At 62.0% G+C, this 16,378-nt stretch carries 14 protein-coding genes; 5 read left to right on the top strand and 9 right to left on the bottom strand.

Features of this window, described 5'->3' with window-relative positions; genetic code table 11:
• The 8 genes from A2J01_RS15705 to A2J01_RS15670 all read right to left on the bottom strand — a co-directional run.
• Positions 1–893, bottom strand: an 893-nt coding sequence (locus A2J01_RS15705) for a GTP-binding protein (protein ID WP_064113067.1), incomplete at its 3' end; no start/stop codon positions are given.
• Between the two features lie 98 nt (positions 894–991).
• Positions 992–1,630 carry a nitrile hydratase subunit beta gene (gene nthB / locus A2J01_RS15700; RefSeq protein ID WP_007735254.1) on the bottom strand — a complete coding sequence of 213 codons (639 nt, stop codon included), beginning with the start codon at positions 1,628–1,630 and terminating at the stop codon, positions 992–994.
• Between the two features lie 26 nt (positions 1,631–1,656).
• Positions 1,657–2,280, bottom strand: coding sequence for a nitrile hydratase subunit alpha (gene nthA, locus A2J01_RS15695; protein ID WP_003946052.1), 624 nt, complete (start codon positions 2,278–2,280; stop codon positions 1,657–1,659).
• A gap of 73 nt (positions 2,281–2,353) precedes the next feature.
• Entirely contained in the window at positions 2,354–3,919 is a 1,566-nt protein-coding gene (locus A2J01_RS15690) for an amidase (RefSeq protein ID WP_007735248.1), read from the bottom strand.
• 114 nt (positions 3,920–4,033) lie between these two features.
• Positions 4,034–5,440: a substrate-binding protein gene (locus A2J01_RS15685; RefSeq protein ID WP_064113066.1), complete on the bottom strand. Its 1,407-nt coding sequence runs from the start codon at positions 5,438–5,440 to the stop codon at positions 4,034–4,036.
• Positions 5,441–5,484: 44 nt separating this feature from the next.
• On the bottom strand, positions 5,485–5,853 hold the full coding sequence (locus tag A2J01_RS15680; RefSeq protein WP_007735244.1) for an ArsR/SmtB family transcription factor: 369 nt from the start codon (positions 5,851–5,853) through the stop codon (positions 5,485–5,487).
• A 115-nt stretch (positions 5,854–5,968) separates the two neighbouring features.
• Entirely contained in the window at positions 5,969–7,030 is a 1,062-nt protein-coding gene (oxdA, locus tag A2J01_RS15675; RefSeq protein WP_007735242.1) for an aliphatic aldoxime dehydratase, read from the bottom strand.
• A gap of 204 nt (positions 7,031–7,234) precedes the next feature.
• Positions 7,235–8,215: a helix-turn-helix domain-containing protein gene (locus A2J01_RS15670; protein WP_064113065.1), complete on the bottom strand. Its 981-nt coding sequence runs from the start codon at positions 8,213–8,215 to the stop codon at positions 7,235–7,237.
• 176 nt (positions 8,216–8,391) lie between these two features.
• Between A2J01_RS15670 and A2J01_RS15665 the strand changes: the two genes are divergently transcribed.
• Genes A2J01_RS15665 through A2J01_RS15655 form a run of 3 tightly spaced genes read left to right on the top strand, consistent with a single transcriptional unit; the run spans position 8,392 to position 12,271 of the window.
• Positions 8,392–9,027, top strand: a complete 636-nt coding sequence (locus tag A2J01_RS15665; RefSeq protein WP_030537647.1) for a TetR/AcrR family transcriptional regulator C-terminal domain-containing protein — start codon at positions 8,392–8,394, stop codon at positions 9,025–9,027.
• Positions 9,028–9,063: 36 nt separating this feature from the next.
• Positions 9,064–10,569 carry a class I adenylate-forming enzyme family protein gene (locus A2J01_RS15660; protein ID WP_030537646.1) on the top strand — a complete coding sequence of 502 codons (1,506 nt, stop codon included), beginning with the start codon at positions 9,064–9,066 and terminating at the stop codon, positions 10,567–10,569.
• 10 nt (positions 10,570–10,579) lie between these two features.
• Complete coding sequence (locus A2J01_RS15655; protein ID WP_064113064.1) at positions 10,580–12,271, top strand: acyl-CoA dehydrogenase family protein; 1,692 nt, start codon at positions 10,580–10,582, stop codon at positions 12,269–12,271.
• Here A2J01_RS15655 and A2J01_RS15650 read toward each other — a convergent pair.
• Positions 12,268–13,146 (bottom strand): LysR family transcriptional regulator, encoded by an 879-nt coding sequence (locus tag A2J01_RS15650; protein WP_030537644.1) that lies wholly within the window; start codon positions 13,144–13,146, stop codon positions 12,268–12,270. The two genes, A2J01_RS15655 and A2J01_RS15650, sit on opposite strands and share 4 nt — an antisense overlap.
• 146 nt (positions 13,147–13,292) lie before the next feature.
• Here A2J01_RS15650 and A2J01_RS15645 point away from each other — a divergent pair, with 146 nt between their 5' ends.
• Both A2J01_RS15645 and A2J01_RS15640 read left to right on the top strand, forming a co-directional pair.
• Positions 13,293–14,663 carry an MFS transporter gene (locus A2J01_RS15645; RefSeq protein WP_064075479.1) on the top strand — a complete coding sequence of 457 codons (1,371 nt, stop codon included), beginning with the start codon at positions 13,293–13,295 and terminating at the stop codon, positions 14,661–14,663.
• The gene (locus tag A2J01_RS15640; RefSeq protein WP_064113063.1) at positions 14,663–16,378 is read left to right on the top strand and encodes an acyl-CoA dehydrogenase family protein; all 1,716 of its coding nucleotides are present in this window, start codon (positions 14,663–14,665) and stop codon (positions 16,376–16,378) included. Before A2J01_RS15645 ends, A2J01_RS15640 begins: the two co-directional genes overlap by 1 nt.

The raw sequence follows: 16,378 nt of genomic DNA, 5'->3' as shown, positions 1-16,378 counted from the left end.
ATCTCGGTGAACCGGCCGGCATTCCAGTAGTAGCCCTTGGCCCGAAGTAACTTTCCGTTGGTCCACTCGCTGCTGAGGAAATCATGCAGCCGTTGGGGGTGGAAGGGTGCGCGCTCGCGGTACACCACCGAACTGATTCCGTACTCTTCGGTTTCGGGGATGTGTTCACCTTGGAGTTCTTGTAACCATCCGGGGGCCTGTGCAGCCTTTTCGAGCGAGAACAAACCGGTGTCGAGAATCGTGTCGAGTGGGATGCGACCGAGCGTCATCGGAACTATCGCAGCGGATGCGTTCAAAGAGCGCAGGACTGCGGTCAATTCGACCAGGTGCTGGTGCGAGACGAGATCGGCCTTGCTCACCAGGATGACGTCGGCAAATTCGATCTGATCGACAAGCAGATCCGCGATGTCTCGTGCGTCTTCCGGGGCATCGGCTTCGACGCGGCCCCCAGCCGTGTAGTCGCGCAGAAAACTGTGGCCGTCGACGACGGTGACCATGGTGTCGAGTCGGGCGACGTCGGCGAGGGCGTGGCCGTCGGTATCGATGAATGTGAACGTCTCTGCGACAGGCAGCGGTTCGGAGATGCCCGAAGATTCGATGAGTAGGTAGTCGAATCGGCCATCGGCGGCCAAGGCACTGATCTCGGAGAGAAGATCCTCTCGCAGAGTGCAGCAGATGCAGCCGTTGGTCATCTCGACCAGTTTCTCCTCGGAGCGACTGAGCGAGATCTCACGCTCGACTTCTGCACTGTCGATGTTGATTTCGCTCATGTCGTTGACGATCACCGCGACCCGCCGACCCTCTCGATTTCGCAGGATCTCGTTGAGTAGTGTCGTCTTCCCGGCGCCCAGGAAACCTGACAGCACCGTGACCGGAAGTCGTGTGTCGACCATGATTTCCAGTGTCCTTCCGAATGAGAGAATTGCTGTGATCAGGCGGCGGTCACGCGAAACGCTGTGATCGCGTGACCGCCGCCCGGAATGTTGGACGATCAGGCCGCAGGCTCGAGGTAACCCTCGAAAAGGTCGACTACGACGCTGCCGCCGTCGGTGTCGCTACCGAACAATTCCTCGGCGGCGAACTTCACGTGGTACGTCGGTTCTTCGCCGGCGTCGTTGCGCCCGTGGCCGATTGCGTCGGGAAACGGCCACTTCTCGGTAGTCCGATGAGAGATGGTTCCCACTCGTCCGCGGCAGTACGCAGGCATTCGAATATGCCCCGGAACGTACTCGTCGCGCACGCGTACTCGCTGACCGATTTCGAAGGTGGTCGTCTCGACGGGTGCCGGCCGCCCTTCGGATTCGCTGGGCCGCGACAGTGGGAACGGTCCCCCTGCAAGGCTTTCGAGTTCTTCCTGCGTCAGGATTCCCTTTTCGACCATCAGTGTCGCGACGCCGATGACGTACCTCTCGTAGTACGGGGTCATCATGTAGTGGCGTGGTTCCATCCGCTCGACGACGTATCGAACTTCGTCGACGCTGAATGCCCCGAGTTCGGCGACACCGGCGAACATCAGGCTGTACGGCAGGTGTTCCCACTCGGCGTGGAAGGTGGGGCCGATGTCGGCGTTGACGGTATGCGGGACTTTGCCGAAGCCTTGAACTCCGGCAAGATCGTGTACTCCATCCATGGTGTGCTTCTTTCTTGTCGGGGTGATCAGACGGTGGGGACCTGCGGGACTGCGACGCCGATCAGGCAGTCCTTGGTGACGATCTCTTGAAGCTGTTCCTGGCTCCAGCCTTCGGTGCCTGCGGGACGTTGCGGGAGAACCATGTAGCGAGTTTCGGCGGTGGTGTCGTAGACGCGGATCTCGACGTCCGACGCGATCTCGGTTCCCATCTCGGAGAGAACCTTCCGTGGCTCACGCACCACTCGCGCACGGTATTCGAAACTCTTGTACCAGGTAGGGGGCAGGCCGAGAATGGGCCACGCGGTGCATGAACACAGCGAGCACACGATCACGTTCTTGAGGGTCGGGGTGTCTTCGACTGCCACGATGTATTCGCCCTGGGGGCCAAGATATCCGTACTGGGCAACCGCGGCGGTACCGTCGGTGAGAAGCAGTTGCCGGAAATCGGGGTCGGTCCAAGCCCGCGCGACCAATTCCGCTCCGCGCCTTGGACTGAAGTCCTCCTCGAAGGTCTTCTTCCATCCCTCGACGTAACCGTCGGGTACCAATCCCTTACCGTCGAGTGCGCGGAACAGGGCCCACGCGCGATCGGAGACCGGCGCCTGGGCCGGTGCGGCGTTCTCCGTTGTGTGGTCGATCGTTACTGACATCTGGTTCACCTTTTCTATGCGGGCTGATCATGTGTGAATCGGTGGAATTTGTTGTGCAAGTGCGGATACAGAACTAGGTGAGGCTGAGTTGTGGTGCAGAGTCGGAGATGTGGTCGGCAGGCGTCGGAAACGCGCCGCGAAGCTTTTCGAATGCGCGCCCGACCCGGAGGACCGTCGCATCGTCGAAGGTCTTGCCGGTGATCATCATTCCGACCGGAAGCCCGTTCACCAGGCCGGCGGGAACGGACAGGGACGGGTGTCCGGTCACGTCGAACGGTGCTGTGTTGGCGATCATCCCGAGAGCCTTCGTGATGAAGGTTGCACGATTCACGTCGTTCGCCGGCAATTCGGATGCGACGTAGGGCAGTGTGGGCATCACCAGGACGTCGAATTGTCTCAAGGCAGTGTCGTAGGCGGCGCGGGCGAGCGGTACGAGGTTCCGGGCTTTGCCGTAGCTCGCGCCGCCGAGGGTGGTGATGCCGTGGTGGCCGGTCAGAGCCACCAGTTTGACGGTTTCGGACAGAGCGTCGGCGTGCTGAAGGCGTCGAGAAGCAAAGTGTGCCATCAGTTCCGGATCGTACAAACCTTCGGCGTTCATGCCGTATCCGTTGCCGTCCAACATCTGGTAGGCACCACCGTCCGTGGCGATCACGTTCCAGATGTGGAAAGCATGTAGGTGCCACGGGATGTTTACTTCCTCTACCGTGCAACCGATTTCGGACAGACTGTGTGCCGCTGCGCGGACTGCGTCGTCGACCTCGGGCTGTGAGACCGCGTGCCCGAAACCTTCTCGAACGATCCCGATTCGCAGACCATCCACATCGGAGTCGAGGGTGGACAGATAGTCACCTGCTTCGACGCTGTCGGCTTGGCGTGGGTCGTTACCGTCGCGACCGGCGATGACCGAGAGCATCAGTGCGGCATCGTGGACCGTGCGTGTGATCGGGCCGAGATGGTCGATTGTTCGCTCGATGGGAAATGCCCCGGTATACGGGACGAGCCCGAACGTCGGCTTGTGTCCGACGACGCCGCAGAATGCCGCTGGGATCCGGATCGATCCGCCCTGATCCCCGCCGATGGCAAAATCGACGTCACCGTTTGCGACGAGAGCCGCACTGCCACCCGATGATCCACCTGCTTCACGCTGTGGGTCCCATGGATTGCGGACCGGTCCGCTTGCCGGTGTGAAGCTCGAACCGGAGAAACACAGGTCCTCACACACAGCTTTGCCCGCGACGGTTGCACCGGCCGCCAGTAGTCGAGTGACCACAGTCGCGTCGCGAGACGGAGTGAACCCCTCTACTGTCCGAGACCCGTTCATCATCGGAACTCCGGCCACGGTCACGTTGTCCTTGATCGCCACGCGTCGGCCGGTCAGGACGCCGTCCGACGTCGGCGGGATGCTTGTGGTCACATACCAAGCGCTCAAAGGATTTTCGCTCGCTGTTGGCACCGTGTGCTCACGTGACGTGGTCGGCGGGGTTGCCTCGTCGGCGTACAACTGGTCGACGACGTCGTAGGAGCCCAGTGCTCCGTCGATCAGTGCCGGCCACTCGAGCCGGGCTGATTGGTCGAGAGTGATGCCGTAATGCCTTGCGGCGGTGTCTATTGCATTGTCGTCAGGTCGGATTGTCGCCATGAGAAGTGTGCTCCTGATGTGATCGGCTTCACTTGTCTTTCAGACTAGGGCCGGATCCATAATTGCGTCAATAGGTATCGACATATTGACTCGTTAAGTTCGGGTTACGCGCGCTCAGAGAGAGCGGGGGTACAGGCGCCCACGGCGTGATTCAGCGAGCAGAATCGGTCGATGCAGTGGAACACCGTTGTTCGTAGAGCTTTTCGATGTCGTGACAAGCTGCCGAAGTACTGTTTCCGGATCGCCTGCCGACGTTCGTTCGACGGCGCGTGCGTAAGCGACGATCGCTTCGTACGTTGTCTCCGACAGGGAACTGAGCGGAGGCAGGAGTTCGTTCGAGCTCGCGCTGTATCGCTTTTCGAGGTCGTGATCGCCGGCTGCGGATTGAAAGTAGCCGAATGCCGCCCAGACTCCGTCGGCATCGGAATTGCCGATGAGCTGCTGAGTGGCCTCGTCGAGGACCAATGCAAACGTCCGCGTGGTGGCCCGCAGTCCGTGCTGGGCGCATTGTCGTTCGAAGAAGACCTCGTCATGGCCCACCAGGGTGGAAAGAATCAGTTCGGCCCCGGAGTCGGCTATCGACTCGATGATGCGTGAGAAGTCGGTTGTCCCCAACGGTACGTAGACTTCGCCGGCCACCGAACCTGTGGATTCGGCGATCACACGCCGGGCCGCCCAATGCGCTCCGAACGACCACGAATACTGCTGGCCGACCAGGAACCAAGTGCGAGAACCGGTCTCGGACATCATTGCGGGTATACCCGCTCGCGTCTGGTCGAGTGGGCGCTCACCCAATCGAAGGACTCCCGGACGCGATCGACCTCCCTCGTTGAGAACTGTGTGCACCAACAGCACACCGGTGTTCTGCAATGCAGATGCAGCGGCATTGAAGGTCGACGATGTCACGCACGCGAAAACGGCGCGACATCCGCTTTTCACCAATCGCAGTGCGGTCGCCGCTCCGGCCGCCGGGTCGGAAGCGTCATCGCCTGTCACCAAGTCGACGAGAACGCCGCCGATGCCGCCGTCGGCATTGATTTCTTCCACGGCCAGGGATGCGAGTGTTTCTGTCGCCTGGGCGAATACAGCTGCCGGGCCGGATTTGCTGACCAGCAGCCCGATCCGATGTCGGTCGGAACGCGGAGGTTCGGGTGGAGCGAATCCGCGCTTGTTGGCAAGCCAGGAAATGCCGTCCTGATCGAGGCTGGACTCGAGAACGATCCGGGTCCCGGCGCCGTCGGGAAAGAACCGGATCGTCAGGCGGCCGCGCCACGGTTGGTGGTGCACGATCACGACCGATCGGCCCCGCTTCACGCCGGCGACGTATCCCAACAGCGTGATCGGCATTCCGGCTGGCTCTGCGCGTGCGCCGTCGCCGACGGGAAGGGAGATGGCGGCAGCGGCCCCGACCGTCAGTTGCTCACATTCGAGTTCGAGCAGGTGCCCCGTTTCGAGGCGCTCGAAGGCTGACCCTGGTGGGTCGGTCGTCACGATCTGTGCCGTTACAGAGAGACCTGGCACGTTCTACTTCCTGCCTGAAATAGGTGCTGGGGCTCAACAAGGCCTCACGCTCGGCGACGCACCGATGCGACGTCTGAATCCTCAGTCGCAGTGGCCGGCAACTCGGAGGCGTTCGAACCTGCTTCCAGCGCTCGCCCGAGGACGTCGCGCAGGAACTGGAGTGCATCGTTGGCGGGCCCCGATGGATCTATCGAGAACAGGCGATGACGTCCTTGACGCCGTTCGACGATCACGCCGGACAACCGCAGCGCCTTGAGATGTGTGGATACCGTGGTGCGACCGACCGTCGAAATTTGATCGCTGATGAAGCCCGCGTTGCACTCGCCGTGTGTAGCCAGCGTGTCGAGAATCTGTCGACGCACTTGGTCGGCCAGCACAGCAAACGCCAACTCTTCGTTTCGTTGAGTAGTCACTGTCTGCTGTCCACGCTTCCTCGATGGTCTCTACTGAGATATGTCGACACCCGTCAACATATCTCGAGTTGCCTCCGAGGGAAAGAATGTGGCCGAAGATTGCCGGCGACTTCGGTCAGTGCTCGGCGGTGATCACCGCGTCGCGCAGCATTCCGGTCCCGGGATGGCAATTGATGTACTCGTAGAGCTGATCGGCGGCATCGAATACCGAGACCTCATGGTAGAGACGCAATTTCGACAGGCCCTCGGCCACCCGGAAGAACGTCGTGAAGATCCGTAGATGGGTCGGGTGGGATTCCGACCACCGTTCGAGTTGGTCGAGGGAGGCCCAGTGGCCGATGTTGTAGCTCAAGTCGAGGAAGTTTCCGTCGATGTCGATATTGCGTACGAATCGGTTGCTGTAGCACCCGACGGCCGGGCCGTTGTCGCGGAGGAAGTCCATGCCCGATTGAAGAGTGGGCAGGATTTCGTCCAGGTAGAGGCTGCGCTCGTCTGCTTCCGCGTCGGCCCAGTCCTGCCCGGACCTGATCAGTGCGATGTTGTCGTGTCCCCGCACTACTACGCGTCCACCTACGGCGGGGTCACCGGCGACGACCCGCAGTTCGCCCGAGGCCTGCATCCAGTCGGTTTGGGAGATCGGAAACCGCTCGCGCATCGAACCCCAGTAGCCGTGCTCGTTGATTTCGCCGCTGACACCGTCCATGACAGCTCCCACCCCGGGGAGGTCGTCTTGGAACGCGTAGAGCGTTTCGAATTGTTCGGCTCTCGGTGCCACGATCTCGCGGAAGAACCCCAATCCGTCCGACAGGCGGTCTTCGGACTCCCACCAGGAGGACACTGGAGGTGATGTGCTCCAACGATGTTGGGAAGAAACATCTTTCCAGTAACCGACCACGATCAGGTTCTCGTAGCCCTGGTTGTCGATGTGATGGGTGAGATCGTGGTGTGCCGGTCCGTCCGGCAAGTCGAAGCCGGCGACGATATCCCGCATCGCCCGCAGTGCTGCCGGGCGCTGATCCTCGCCGCGGAACTGCACGCCGAGATAGCCCATCACGACCTGGTGCAATGTGTCGTCTGCGCGCCCGACCCACATGGGAAACGGTGGCGTATAGGTATCCGGGACCCGCCTGGTCAGAGTGCGCGGGCATTGAAGGTGTTCGCCGATTGCAGATTCCATGAGTGCTCCCTGTGATGTAGGTGGTCGAATCGGGTGCCTGGCACTTGGCAACGCCGTGCCGAAAATCTACGCCCGCTCAGCCGAGCAAACTTGGCCGTCAGCGCCCGATGCTTGGCCTACCGTGCCAAGAATTGTGGATACGCTTCGGCGACAGAAAATTTTGAACACCATGTTCAATGGGTAAGTGTCCGAAGATGTTACAGATCAGCGGGTAGTACTTGTGGGGGCCGCTGCTTGCGACCGGTACCGCCGCGGGCTGATCCCGAATTCCGCCTTGAAGGCTCGACTGAAGGCGGCCAGGTCGGTGAATCCCCAGCGGTGAGAAATCTGGGTCAGCGACCGCTCTACTCCGTGTCGTTGCACGATCTCACGACGGCAACCGTCGAGTCGACGGCTGCGAATCGACCGTGACACCGTCGTGCCGTGTTCGGCGAAGGCTCGGTGCAACTGCCGAATGGAGACTTTGACCGATCCCGCGATGTCCACCGGAGACAGGGCCGGGTCTGCGATGCGGGCGTCTATGACCGACAGGGCGGATTCGTAGAGGCTGGTTCGCCGCGAGGTGATCGGTCGCGCAGTTGTGTGAAGAACGGACTTGACCAGGTTGCCGATCTCGTTGACGACTTCCTCTTCGTCTCCGCTTGCGTCGGACGTCATGCGGACGGAGGCAAGATCGTGAAGAAAGCGACCAAGCAGGCCACTCAGGCCCGCGTGTCCGTCTAAGGCGATGGCGGTCAGGCTCGTGACCTCCGCGTCGCTGAGCGACAGGTACGACCGTGGCCAGGTGAACACCTCGAGTCCCCAGATGCCGTCGTGTGCGTGTCCCTCGATCTGCCAATCGAAGGGGCGCGTGGTGTCGTACAGGACGTAGTCGCCACGTCGCAGGACGCATTCGCGGTCGTCTTGGCGCACTACCGCGCTACCGCGGCGGATCATCCCGATCCGCAGATAGTCCGCGCCGTCGCTTTTGATGAGGCTGTTGCTACGGACTATTCGTTGTTCCATCGATTGAACTGCGGATACCCGAACGTGTGCGAGTTGGGCCGAGTGGACGGCCCCGCTGAATCGATCGCCGTCTCCGATATCGGATACGTCGAGCGCGACAAAATGCTCGCGCAACAAATCTGCCCAGTCGCCCGTGAGAGTCGTGCGTGTGGGCAGGGAGAAGCCGGATCGCGCGAGCATTGCAGGGCGCCTCCTCGCAGAAAAGCCGAAGTTCTCGGGTGCTCGATGTTCAGAGAGTAATCCCGCACATCAGACATGTCGATAGAAGTCGACATGTCATCGCGTCGGGAAGAAATTGTTTGCCATACAAACAACGCCGAGTTATTGTTTGTCGTACAAACAAGTAGGAGTTCGTGATGGCCACCGAGGCAGTTCCCGCAGCGCGCGCGACGCGTGAGTCGGGCAAGCAGACGCGCATGGCGCTGTTCAACGCCGCAACCGAGCTGTTCCTCGAGCACGGCGACAGCGTCTCCATCGCGCAGATCTGCACGGCCGCCGGCGCCCATCCCAACCAGGTGACCTACTACTACGGCTCCAAAGAAAAGCTCTTCGTCGAGGTGGCGTGCGCGGCCGTTCTGCGCGCAGGCAAGCGTGCCGAGGTCGATGCCGCCGACGCCGACACGGTCGGCGATTACACCGAGAAGCTGGTCGGATCCCTCCTGGGCTCGGGCGCTCCCAGCGTCGAACTCTTCGTGGAAGCGATGATGATGACGGGTCGTCGTGGTGAACTCCGCGACCTGATCTCCGAAACGCTTCGCACTCTGCACTCCTCGGGCGAAACCGCCCTCCTCCGTACCTTGATCCGCACCGGCTGGCAGCTGCGCGCGGGCATCGACGTCGAGTCCAAGGCCTTCTGGTCTGCGATCTTCGGCCTCGTCATCCAGAAGACTGCCACCGGCGAGAGCTTCGGCTACTCCCTCGAGGAGGCGGTTGCCGTCATCTTCGCCACCCTCCAGATACCCGACGCCGTACTCAACAGCTCGATGGAATGAACTCTCTTCGAGCGTGATTCTCCGACAAGGACTTCGATGAATATCGTTCGCGTATTCGACAGCAACGTCACCAAGACCCCGGACAAACCCTTCCTGATATTCGACGGTCACGATCACACGTACTCCCAGGTTCAGGACGGAAGTCGACGCGCCGCAGGCTATTTGCAGTCGCTGGGCGTGCAGCCGGGCGACCGCGTCGCGCTGATGTGTTACAACACTCCGGGATTCGTGTACGCGATGCTCGGTGCCTGGCGCTTGGGCGCCGTCGTGGTCCCCATCAACCACAAGATGCAGACTCCGGAAGTTGCCTACGTGCTGGGACACGCGAAGGTGTCGGTGTGCGTCTTCGACGGTGAGTTGGCGCCGGTTGTCGGTCGACTGGAGACAACGGCCAAGCTGATCAGCACGGACTCTGTCGCAGACGGTTTCGACTTCTTCGACGACGCCATCACCCGCCAGGACGGCGTTGACGGTATCGACATCGACGAGAACGATCCGGCCGAAATCCTCTACACCTCGGGGACTACCGGCTCGCCCAAGGGCTGCGTCCACAGCCACCGCAACGTCGTCGGTGTTGCCGTCACCGCGGCCCTCGCCGTGTCGACGACTCGGGACGAGCGACTGCTCATGGCCGTCCCGATCTGGCACGCTTCCCCGCTCAACAACTGGTTCATGTCCACGCTCTACATGGGCGGAACCGTCGTGCTGCTGCGCGAGTACCATCCCGTCAAATTCCTGGAAACAGTTCAGGAACAACGCATTACCCTCTGCTTCGGCCCGCCGGTCATCTACACCACTGCACTCAACCTCGTGCCGAACTTTGCCGACTACAACCTCGGAAGCGTTCGTGCGTGGTTGTACGGCGGGGGACCGATCGGCGCGGATGTCGCTCGGCGACTGGTGGAGTCGTACGGCACCACCGAATTCCGACAGGTCTACGGCATGACCGAGACCGGGCCAGTGGGCACCGTGCTGTACCCCGAAGAGCAGTTGAGCAAGGCGGGCTCGATCGGCCGCGTCGCGCTGGCCGGCGTCGACCTGCGCCTGGTTGCCGATGACGGCACCGACGCGGAGCCCGATCAGATCGGTGAGATCTGGCTGCGCGCCGACACCGTCATGCAGGGGTACCTCGACGACCCCGCTGCCACGAAGGCTGCTTTTGCCGACGGCGGTTGGTATCGCACCGGCGATCTGGCGCGCAAGGATGCGGACGGTTACCTCTTCATCGTCGACCGCGCGAAGGACATGATCATCACGGGCGGCGAGAACGTCTACTCCAAGGAGGTCGAGGACGTGATTTCCGGCCACCCGGACGTCGTCGACGTCGCCGTTGTCGGAAAACCCAACGAAGAATGGGGCGAGACCGTCGTCGCGCACGTCGTCTGGCGTGAACCGGATGTCATCAGCGCCGACGACATCAAGGACTACCTCTCGGACAAGTTGGCGCGCTACAAGATTCCGCGTGAAGTGGTGTTCGCGACGATTCTTCCGCGTACACCGACCGGCAAGATCCAGAAGCACCTCATCCGCGCAGCGAGCTGAAAGGCCTGTCATGACTGATATTTCCGAGAAGACCGTCACCCACCCGGCTCCGCATCGCACCCATGCAGTGCTCAACCAGTCGGTACCGCGCACGGACGTCAACGAGTTCCTGCTCGATACGGTCCTGGCCGAAGGCGTCGCGCGTCACGACGCCGATTGGGCCACCAGTGAACTCACCGATATCGGTGAACTGGTCGGCAGTGCCGGGTTCCAGCACGACGCCGAGCTGGCCAACACGGTGATCCCCGAATTGAAGACCTTCGATCGCTGGGGAAACCGCATCGACGAGGTCGAATACCATCCGTCGTATCACCGGATCATCTCTGCCGCCGTTGCGCACGGTGCTCACACCTCTGCCTGGGCTGACCCGAAGCCGGGTGCCAACGTGGCTCGGGCCGCGGCATTCATGCTCTTCTCCCAGGTCGAACCGGGCCACGCGTGCCCGATCTCCATGACGCACGCTGTGATCCCCTCGCTCGAGCTGCAACCCGATGTAGCCGCCATCTGGACCCCGCGTGCCCTTTCTCGGAGTTACACCCCCGAGTTGGATGCTCCCGGAAAGGCATCCGCGATCTTCGGAATGTCGATGACGGAAAAGCAGGGTGGCTCCGACGTGCGAGCCAACACGACCATCGCCAAGCCGGCCGGACGTGGCGGCCCGGGTGCGGACTACCTCCTCACCGGACACAAGTGGTTCTGCTCCGCGCCGATGTCCGACGCCTTCCTGGTTCTCGCTCAGGCCGAAGGTGCTGCCGGCGAGGGACTTTCCTGCTTCCTTCTCCCCCGCATCCTGCCCGACGGCACACGCAACGTCTTCCGCATCCAGCGTCTGAAGAACAAGCTGGGCAACAAGTCCAACGCGTCGTCCGAGATCGAGCTCGACGGCACCGTCGGCACCATGATCGGCGAACCGGGACGTGGCGTGCGGACCATCATCGAAATGGTGTCCCAGACGCGACTCGACTGCATCCTCGGCAGCACGGCAGGTATGCGTCAGTCGGTCGCCGAAGCGGTGTGGCACGCACGGCACCGCAGCGCTTTCGGTGCCGTCCTGGCAGATCAGCCGGCGATGACCTCGGTGCTTGCCGATCTGGCTCTCGAATCCGAAGCCGCGACCATCACCGCACTGCGATTGGCTCGTGCGCAGGACGAGGACGCGAATGAGCAGGAAAAGGCGTTCCGCCGACTCGCGACGGCTGTTGCGAAGTACTGGATCTGCAAGCGCGGCCCGCACCACTCCTACGAAGCCCTCGAGTGCCTGGGCGGCAACGGTTACACCGAGGACTTCCCGCTTGCCCGTCGCTACCGTGAGCAGCCCGTCATGGCCGTGTGGGAGGGGTCGGGCAACGTCATCGCGCTCGACGTCCTGCGCGCGATGACCCGTGAACCCGACTCCGTTGCCGCCTTCGACCACGAGATCAACCTCGCCCGCGGCAACAACCCGGTCCTCGATCAGCACCTCGATCGGGTGCGACGCCAACTCGGTGAGCTCGCCACGATGGCACCTGCCGACGCTCAACTCCGCGCTCGGACCGTCGTCGAGGCTATGGCGTTGGCACTGCAGGCTTCGCTCATGGTGCGCCACTCCCCGGCCGCCTCGTCCGATGCGTTCATTGCCGCTCGCCTCGGCGCCGACCGTGGTCACGAGTACGGAACTCTGCCTGTGGGAACAGATTTCGCCGGAATTCTCGCGAGAGCCTAAGGCTGCTCCCTCAGTACCCTGGTGACGGTGTGTACTGCCGGCGTCGGATTGTTGGGTCGCCATGCCATCGCGATTTTCAGCGTGGGCGTGGCCCCGGCGATCGGCAGGTACACGACCCCGTCCATGGACAGATGCGCCGTCGACTCCACGACGACGGCGATCCCGACCCCCGCTCCGACCATGGCCAACAGGCTGTACGGATCGGGGGCTTCGTGTGCGATGGTGGGCGTGAAACCTGCTGTGGCGCAAACGGACAACGTTGCATCGCGCACCACCGAGCCGTGCTCGGCGGGATACATCACGAATCGTTCGGTTGCCAGGTCTTCCGGTGACACCGAGTCATGCGTACCGAGGTGATGCCTGGCCGGAACCGCGACCATCAAGGTTTCCTCCCGCACAGTGTGAGTCTCGAATCCGCGCGGAATGGGCAGGCCGACTATGCCCATGTCCAGTGCTCCGCGTCGGAGAGCGTCGAGCACCTCACCCGAGTACATCTGCGGCCGTAGTTCCAGTTCGATTCCCGGATGGGAGTCGGCCAAGGACCGTGTGAGGGCCGACAGGACGGTGTAGCCGCCTGTTCCGCCGAAACCCACTGTGACACGGCCCGTCTCGCCAGTCGACGCGGCCGATGCGATTTCTCGTACCACGGCGATCTGCGCTTCGATGATCCGTGCGGGCGTGACCAAGGCTTCGCCGGCTGCGGTCAGTTGCACTGATCTGGTGGTCCGGACGAACAGGTCGGTGCCCAGTTCACGCTCGAGCGCTCGAATGGTCTGACTGAGCGGGGACTGCCCAATGTGGAGTCGCTCGGCGGCCCGGCCGAAATGAAGTTCGTCGGCGACTGCGAGAAACGCGCGCAGTTGACGCAGTTCCACGTCGCTCCTCCCGGGTTTCATTATGTGGTTCTCCCACATAAATAAGTCGAACTAAGTCTTGGACTCTACATGGATTTCGGACGATAGTGATTCACGCCTCACATTGCATCCCTTGGTGATGCCCGACGCGAGAATCAGGGAGAACCGTGGATCAACACCCAGGTCAAGACACCAATCCGCCTGAATACAACACCAAACAGGCACGCAAGGCCGGAATCACGGCGTTTGTCGGAACGACTATCGAGTGGTTCGACTTCTACATCTACGGAACCGCATCCGCCTTGGTGCTCGGCCCGCTGTTCTTCCCTGATGCGTCGCCGGCGGTGGGAACACTCGCAGCCTTCGCGACTTTTGCCGTGGGATTCGTGGCGCGTCCGGTCGGCGGAGTGGTGTTCGGTCATTTCGGAGACAAGTTCGGTCGCAAGAACGCCGTGATCATCACCCTCGCGCTCATGGGGTTGGGAACTGTCGGTGTCGGCCTCCTCCCTACGTACTCCCAGATCGGGATCTGGGCACCGATACTGCTTGTGGCACTGCGTGTTCTCCAGGGCATTGCCATGGGCGGCGAATGGGGTGGCGCCGTATTGATCGCCACCGAGTTCGCTCCCCCGAAGAAAAAGGTGCTCTACGGTGCGTTTGCGCAGCAGGGTTCACCGGTCGGCAACCTGCTCGCGACGCTGGCCTTCCTCGGCCTGACGTTGATGTCGGATTCCGTGTTCGAGTCGTGGGGTTGGCGTCTGCCGTTCCTCGGATCCGCAGCTTTGGTGATCGTCGCTCTCTACATCCGTCTGCACATCTCCGAGACACCCGAGATGAAGAAGGCTGTTGCGGCACAGGAGCGTACACGGATGCCGCTGGTCGAAGTGTTGCGGTCGCATCCCGTCGAACTTGCCCTCGGCGTCGGCGCTGTGGTTGCCGGTGTTGCCATCACGTACGTCAAGACAACCTTTGCGCTCTCTTGGGCGACAACGGATCTCGGCTTCGAGCGTAGTGACTTCCTCCTCGTGATCACCGTGGCACTGGTAGCCCAGGCGCTCGTACAGCCTTTCGGCGCTGTGCTGGCCACGCGGATCGATCCGTCGAAAGCGGTCCGTTGGATGCTGCTTCCGGAGATCGTGCTCCTACCACTGATGTTCGTGCTGGTTCAGACGGGCTCCGTGCCCTTGGCGATTCTGGGTATGGTCCTCGCGACGGCGCCTCACGCAATGTATTACGCCGCGTTGGCCGGCATCCTGGCGCAGGTTTTCCCCACCAATGTTCGGTATACCGGCATCTCTCTGTCGTACCAATTGTCGACCGCCATTTTTGCCGGAACGGCCCCGATGGTCAGCCAGTATCTGCTGACGCGAACCAACTCGATCTGGCCGGTCGTAGCTCTAGGGCTCGTGTATGTCGTTCTCTCCCTTGTCTGTATGACTGCATTGTTGCGCAGGAGTGCGCTGCACGGGCAAGGGCTGGAGTCGACGAGCTCCTCGAACATGACCGATGCTTCCACCCTGAAAGGCGTTGACCACTGATGAACTTTGCACACACCGACCCCGCTCTGACAGCGGTAGTGGACAGATGGACCGCCGGGGCGGACCGAGAGACGTTGAACGGATTGCTCGACCGACTGGGCCGAGATGCAGCCGGCCGTTTGTCCGAGCTTGCCGACATCGCAGACAAGAACCCGCCGGTGCTGCAGCAATTCGACAAGGCCGGTGACCGCGTCGACCGGATTTCCTATCACCCGGCCTACCTGGAACTGTGCCGGGCGGCGTACAACGAGTACGGCCTGTCCGCCATGTCGCACCGAAAAGGGTTGCACGGATGGGACTCCGTGCATCCGCCACTCGCGAAGTACCTCGCGTCGTACATCTTCGTGCAGGCAGAGTTCGGGCTGGCCTGCCCGGTGTCGATGACAGATGCTGCTGCGCGGACCCTGCGTATGTTCGGTGATCCGGCCGTGTTCTCGCCCTGGATCGACGCGTTGACGTCGACGGACCCCGAGCAGGCGAAGACGGGTGCGATGTTCATGACCGAGATTCAGGCAGGCACCGACATCGCCTGCACCGAAACACGCGCCGAGCGCGACGGTGACGGATGGGTTCTGACGGGCAAGAAGTGGTTCGCCTCCAACCCGGATGCCGATGTGATCATCACCCTCGCGAGATTCCCGGGCGGACAGGATGGTTCGACGCGTGGAGTCGGAATGTTCATGGTGCCCAAGACCTTAGGATCCGGCGAGCTCAACAACCTCACGATCGATCGTCTCAAAGACAAGCTGGGTACGCGTTCAATGCCGAGCGGCGAGGTGACGCTGAACCGCGCGCACGCACTCCAGGTCGGTGAACTCGATCGAGGGTTCCGCCAGATGGCGGAGATGGTCAACACGTCTCGCCTCTCCAATGCGATGCGTTCGAGCGCTCTCATGCGCCGAGCAGTCCGTGAAGCCGTCGAACATTCGAAGAGCCGAGTCGTGTTCGGTAAGAGGCTCTTCGACCAGCCGCTGATGCGGGCGACACTTCTTCCCCTTGCACTCGATGCCGAGGCTTCGCTGGCCCTGGTCGCGTACAGCGCACAGTGTCTTCAGGCAGCAGACGGCGGCGACGAACAGGCGCGCGCACTGATCAGGGTACTGACACCGATCGCCAAACACTTTGTCTGCAAACGCGCGCGGGTGGTCACCGGCGAGGCCATGGAGGTGCGCGGAGGAAACGGCTACATCGAGGAATGGGCCAACGCGCGACTAGTGCGGGATGCCCACTTGGGCTCGATCTGGGAAGGGTCGAGCAATGTCATTGCGCTGGACGTACTTCGGTGCCTGCGCAAGTTCGGCTCGCACCGCACCGTCGCGGGAGCGATGACGGACATCCTGTCCACCGTCGGACCGGACTGCGAGGCCGGTGCCGGAGTTCTGTTGCGGCGCTGGGAGGAACTGGTAGAGGAAGGAGATCGTCTGATCTCCGGATCTGACGATGCCGCCCAGGCCGCCAGCGCAAAGTATGCCGACGAGTTGGCTCGTGCCGTCATGGCGACGCTGCTTTTCGATCTTGCGGACCACGGCATCCGACACGGTAATGGGTACCGGTCACTGCTGGTGGCGAATTCCTACCTGGCCGGTCTTGCCGGGAAGGTGCCGTCGGCCGCGCTCGGCGATCTCGACGTGATAACCAACGGCGGTGACGTCGAGCTGGATGATGCACGTGACGTCGTAGCCGAGTTCCTCTCCGTAGCAGGAGGTCAGCGGTGA

Origin of the sequence: Rhodococcus sp. EPR-134, assembly GCF_001647205.1 — a bacterium.
Classification (GTDB): domain Bacteria; phylum Actinomycetota; class Actinomycetes; order Mycobacteriales; family Mycobacteriaceae; genus Rhodococcus_F; species Rhodococcus_F qingshengii.
The sequence above is the reverse complement of the archived record's forward strand: the minus strand, read 5'-3'. Positions and strand labels throughout refer to the sequence as shown.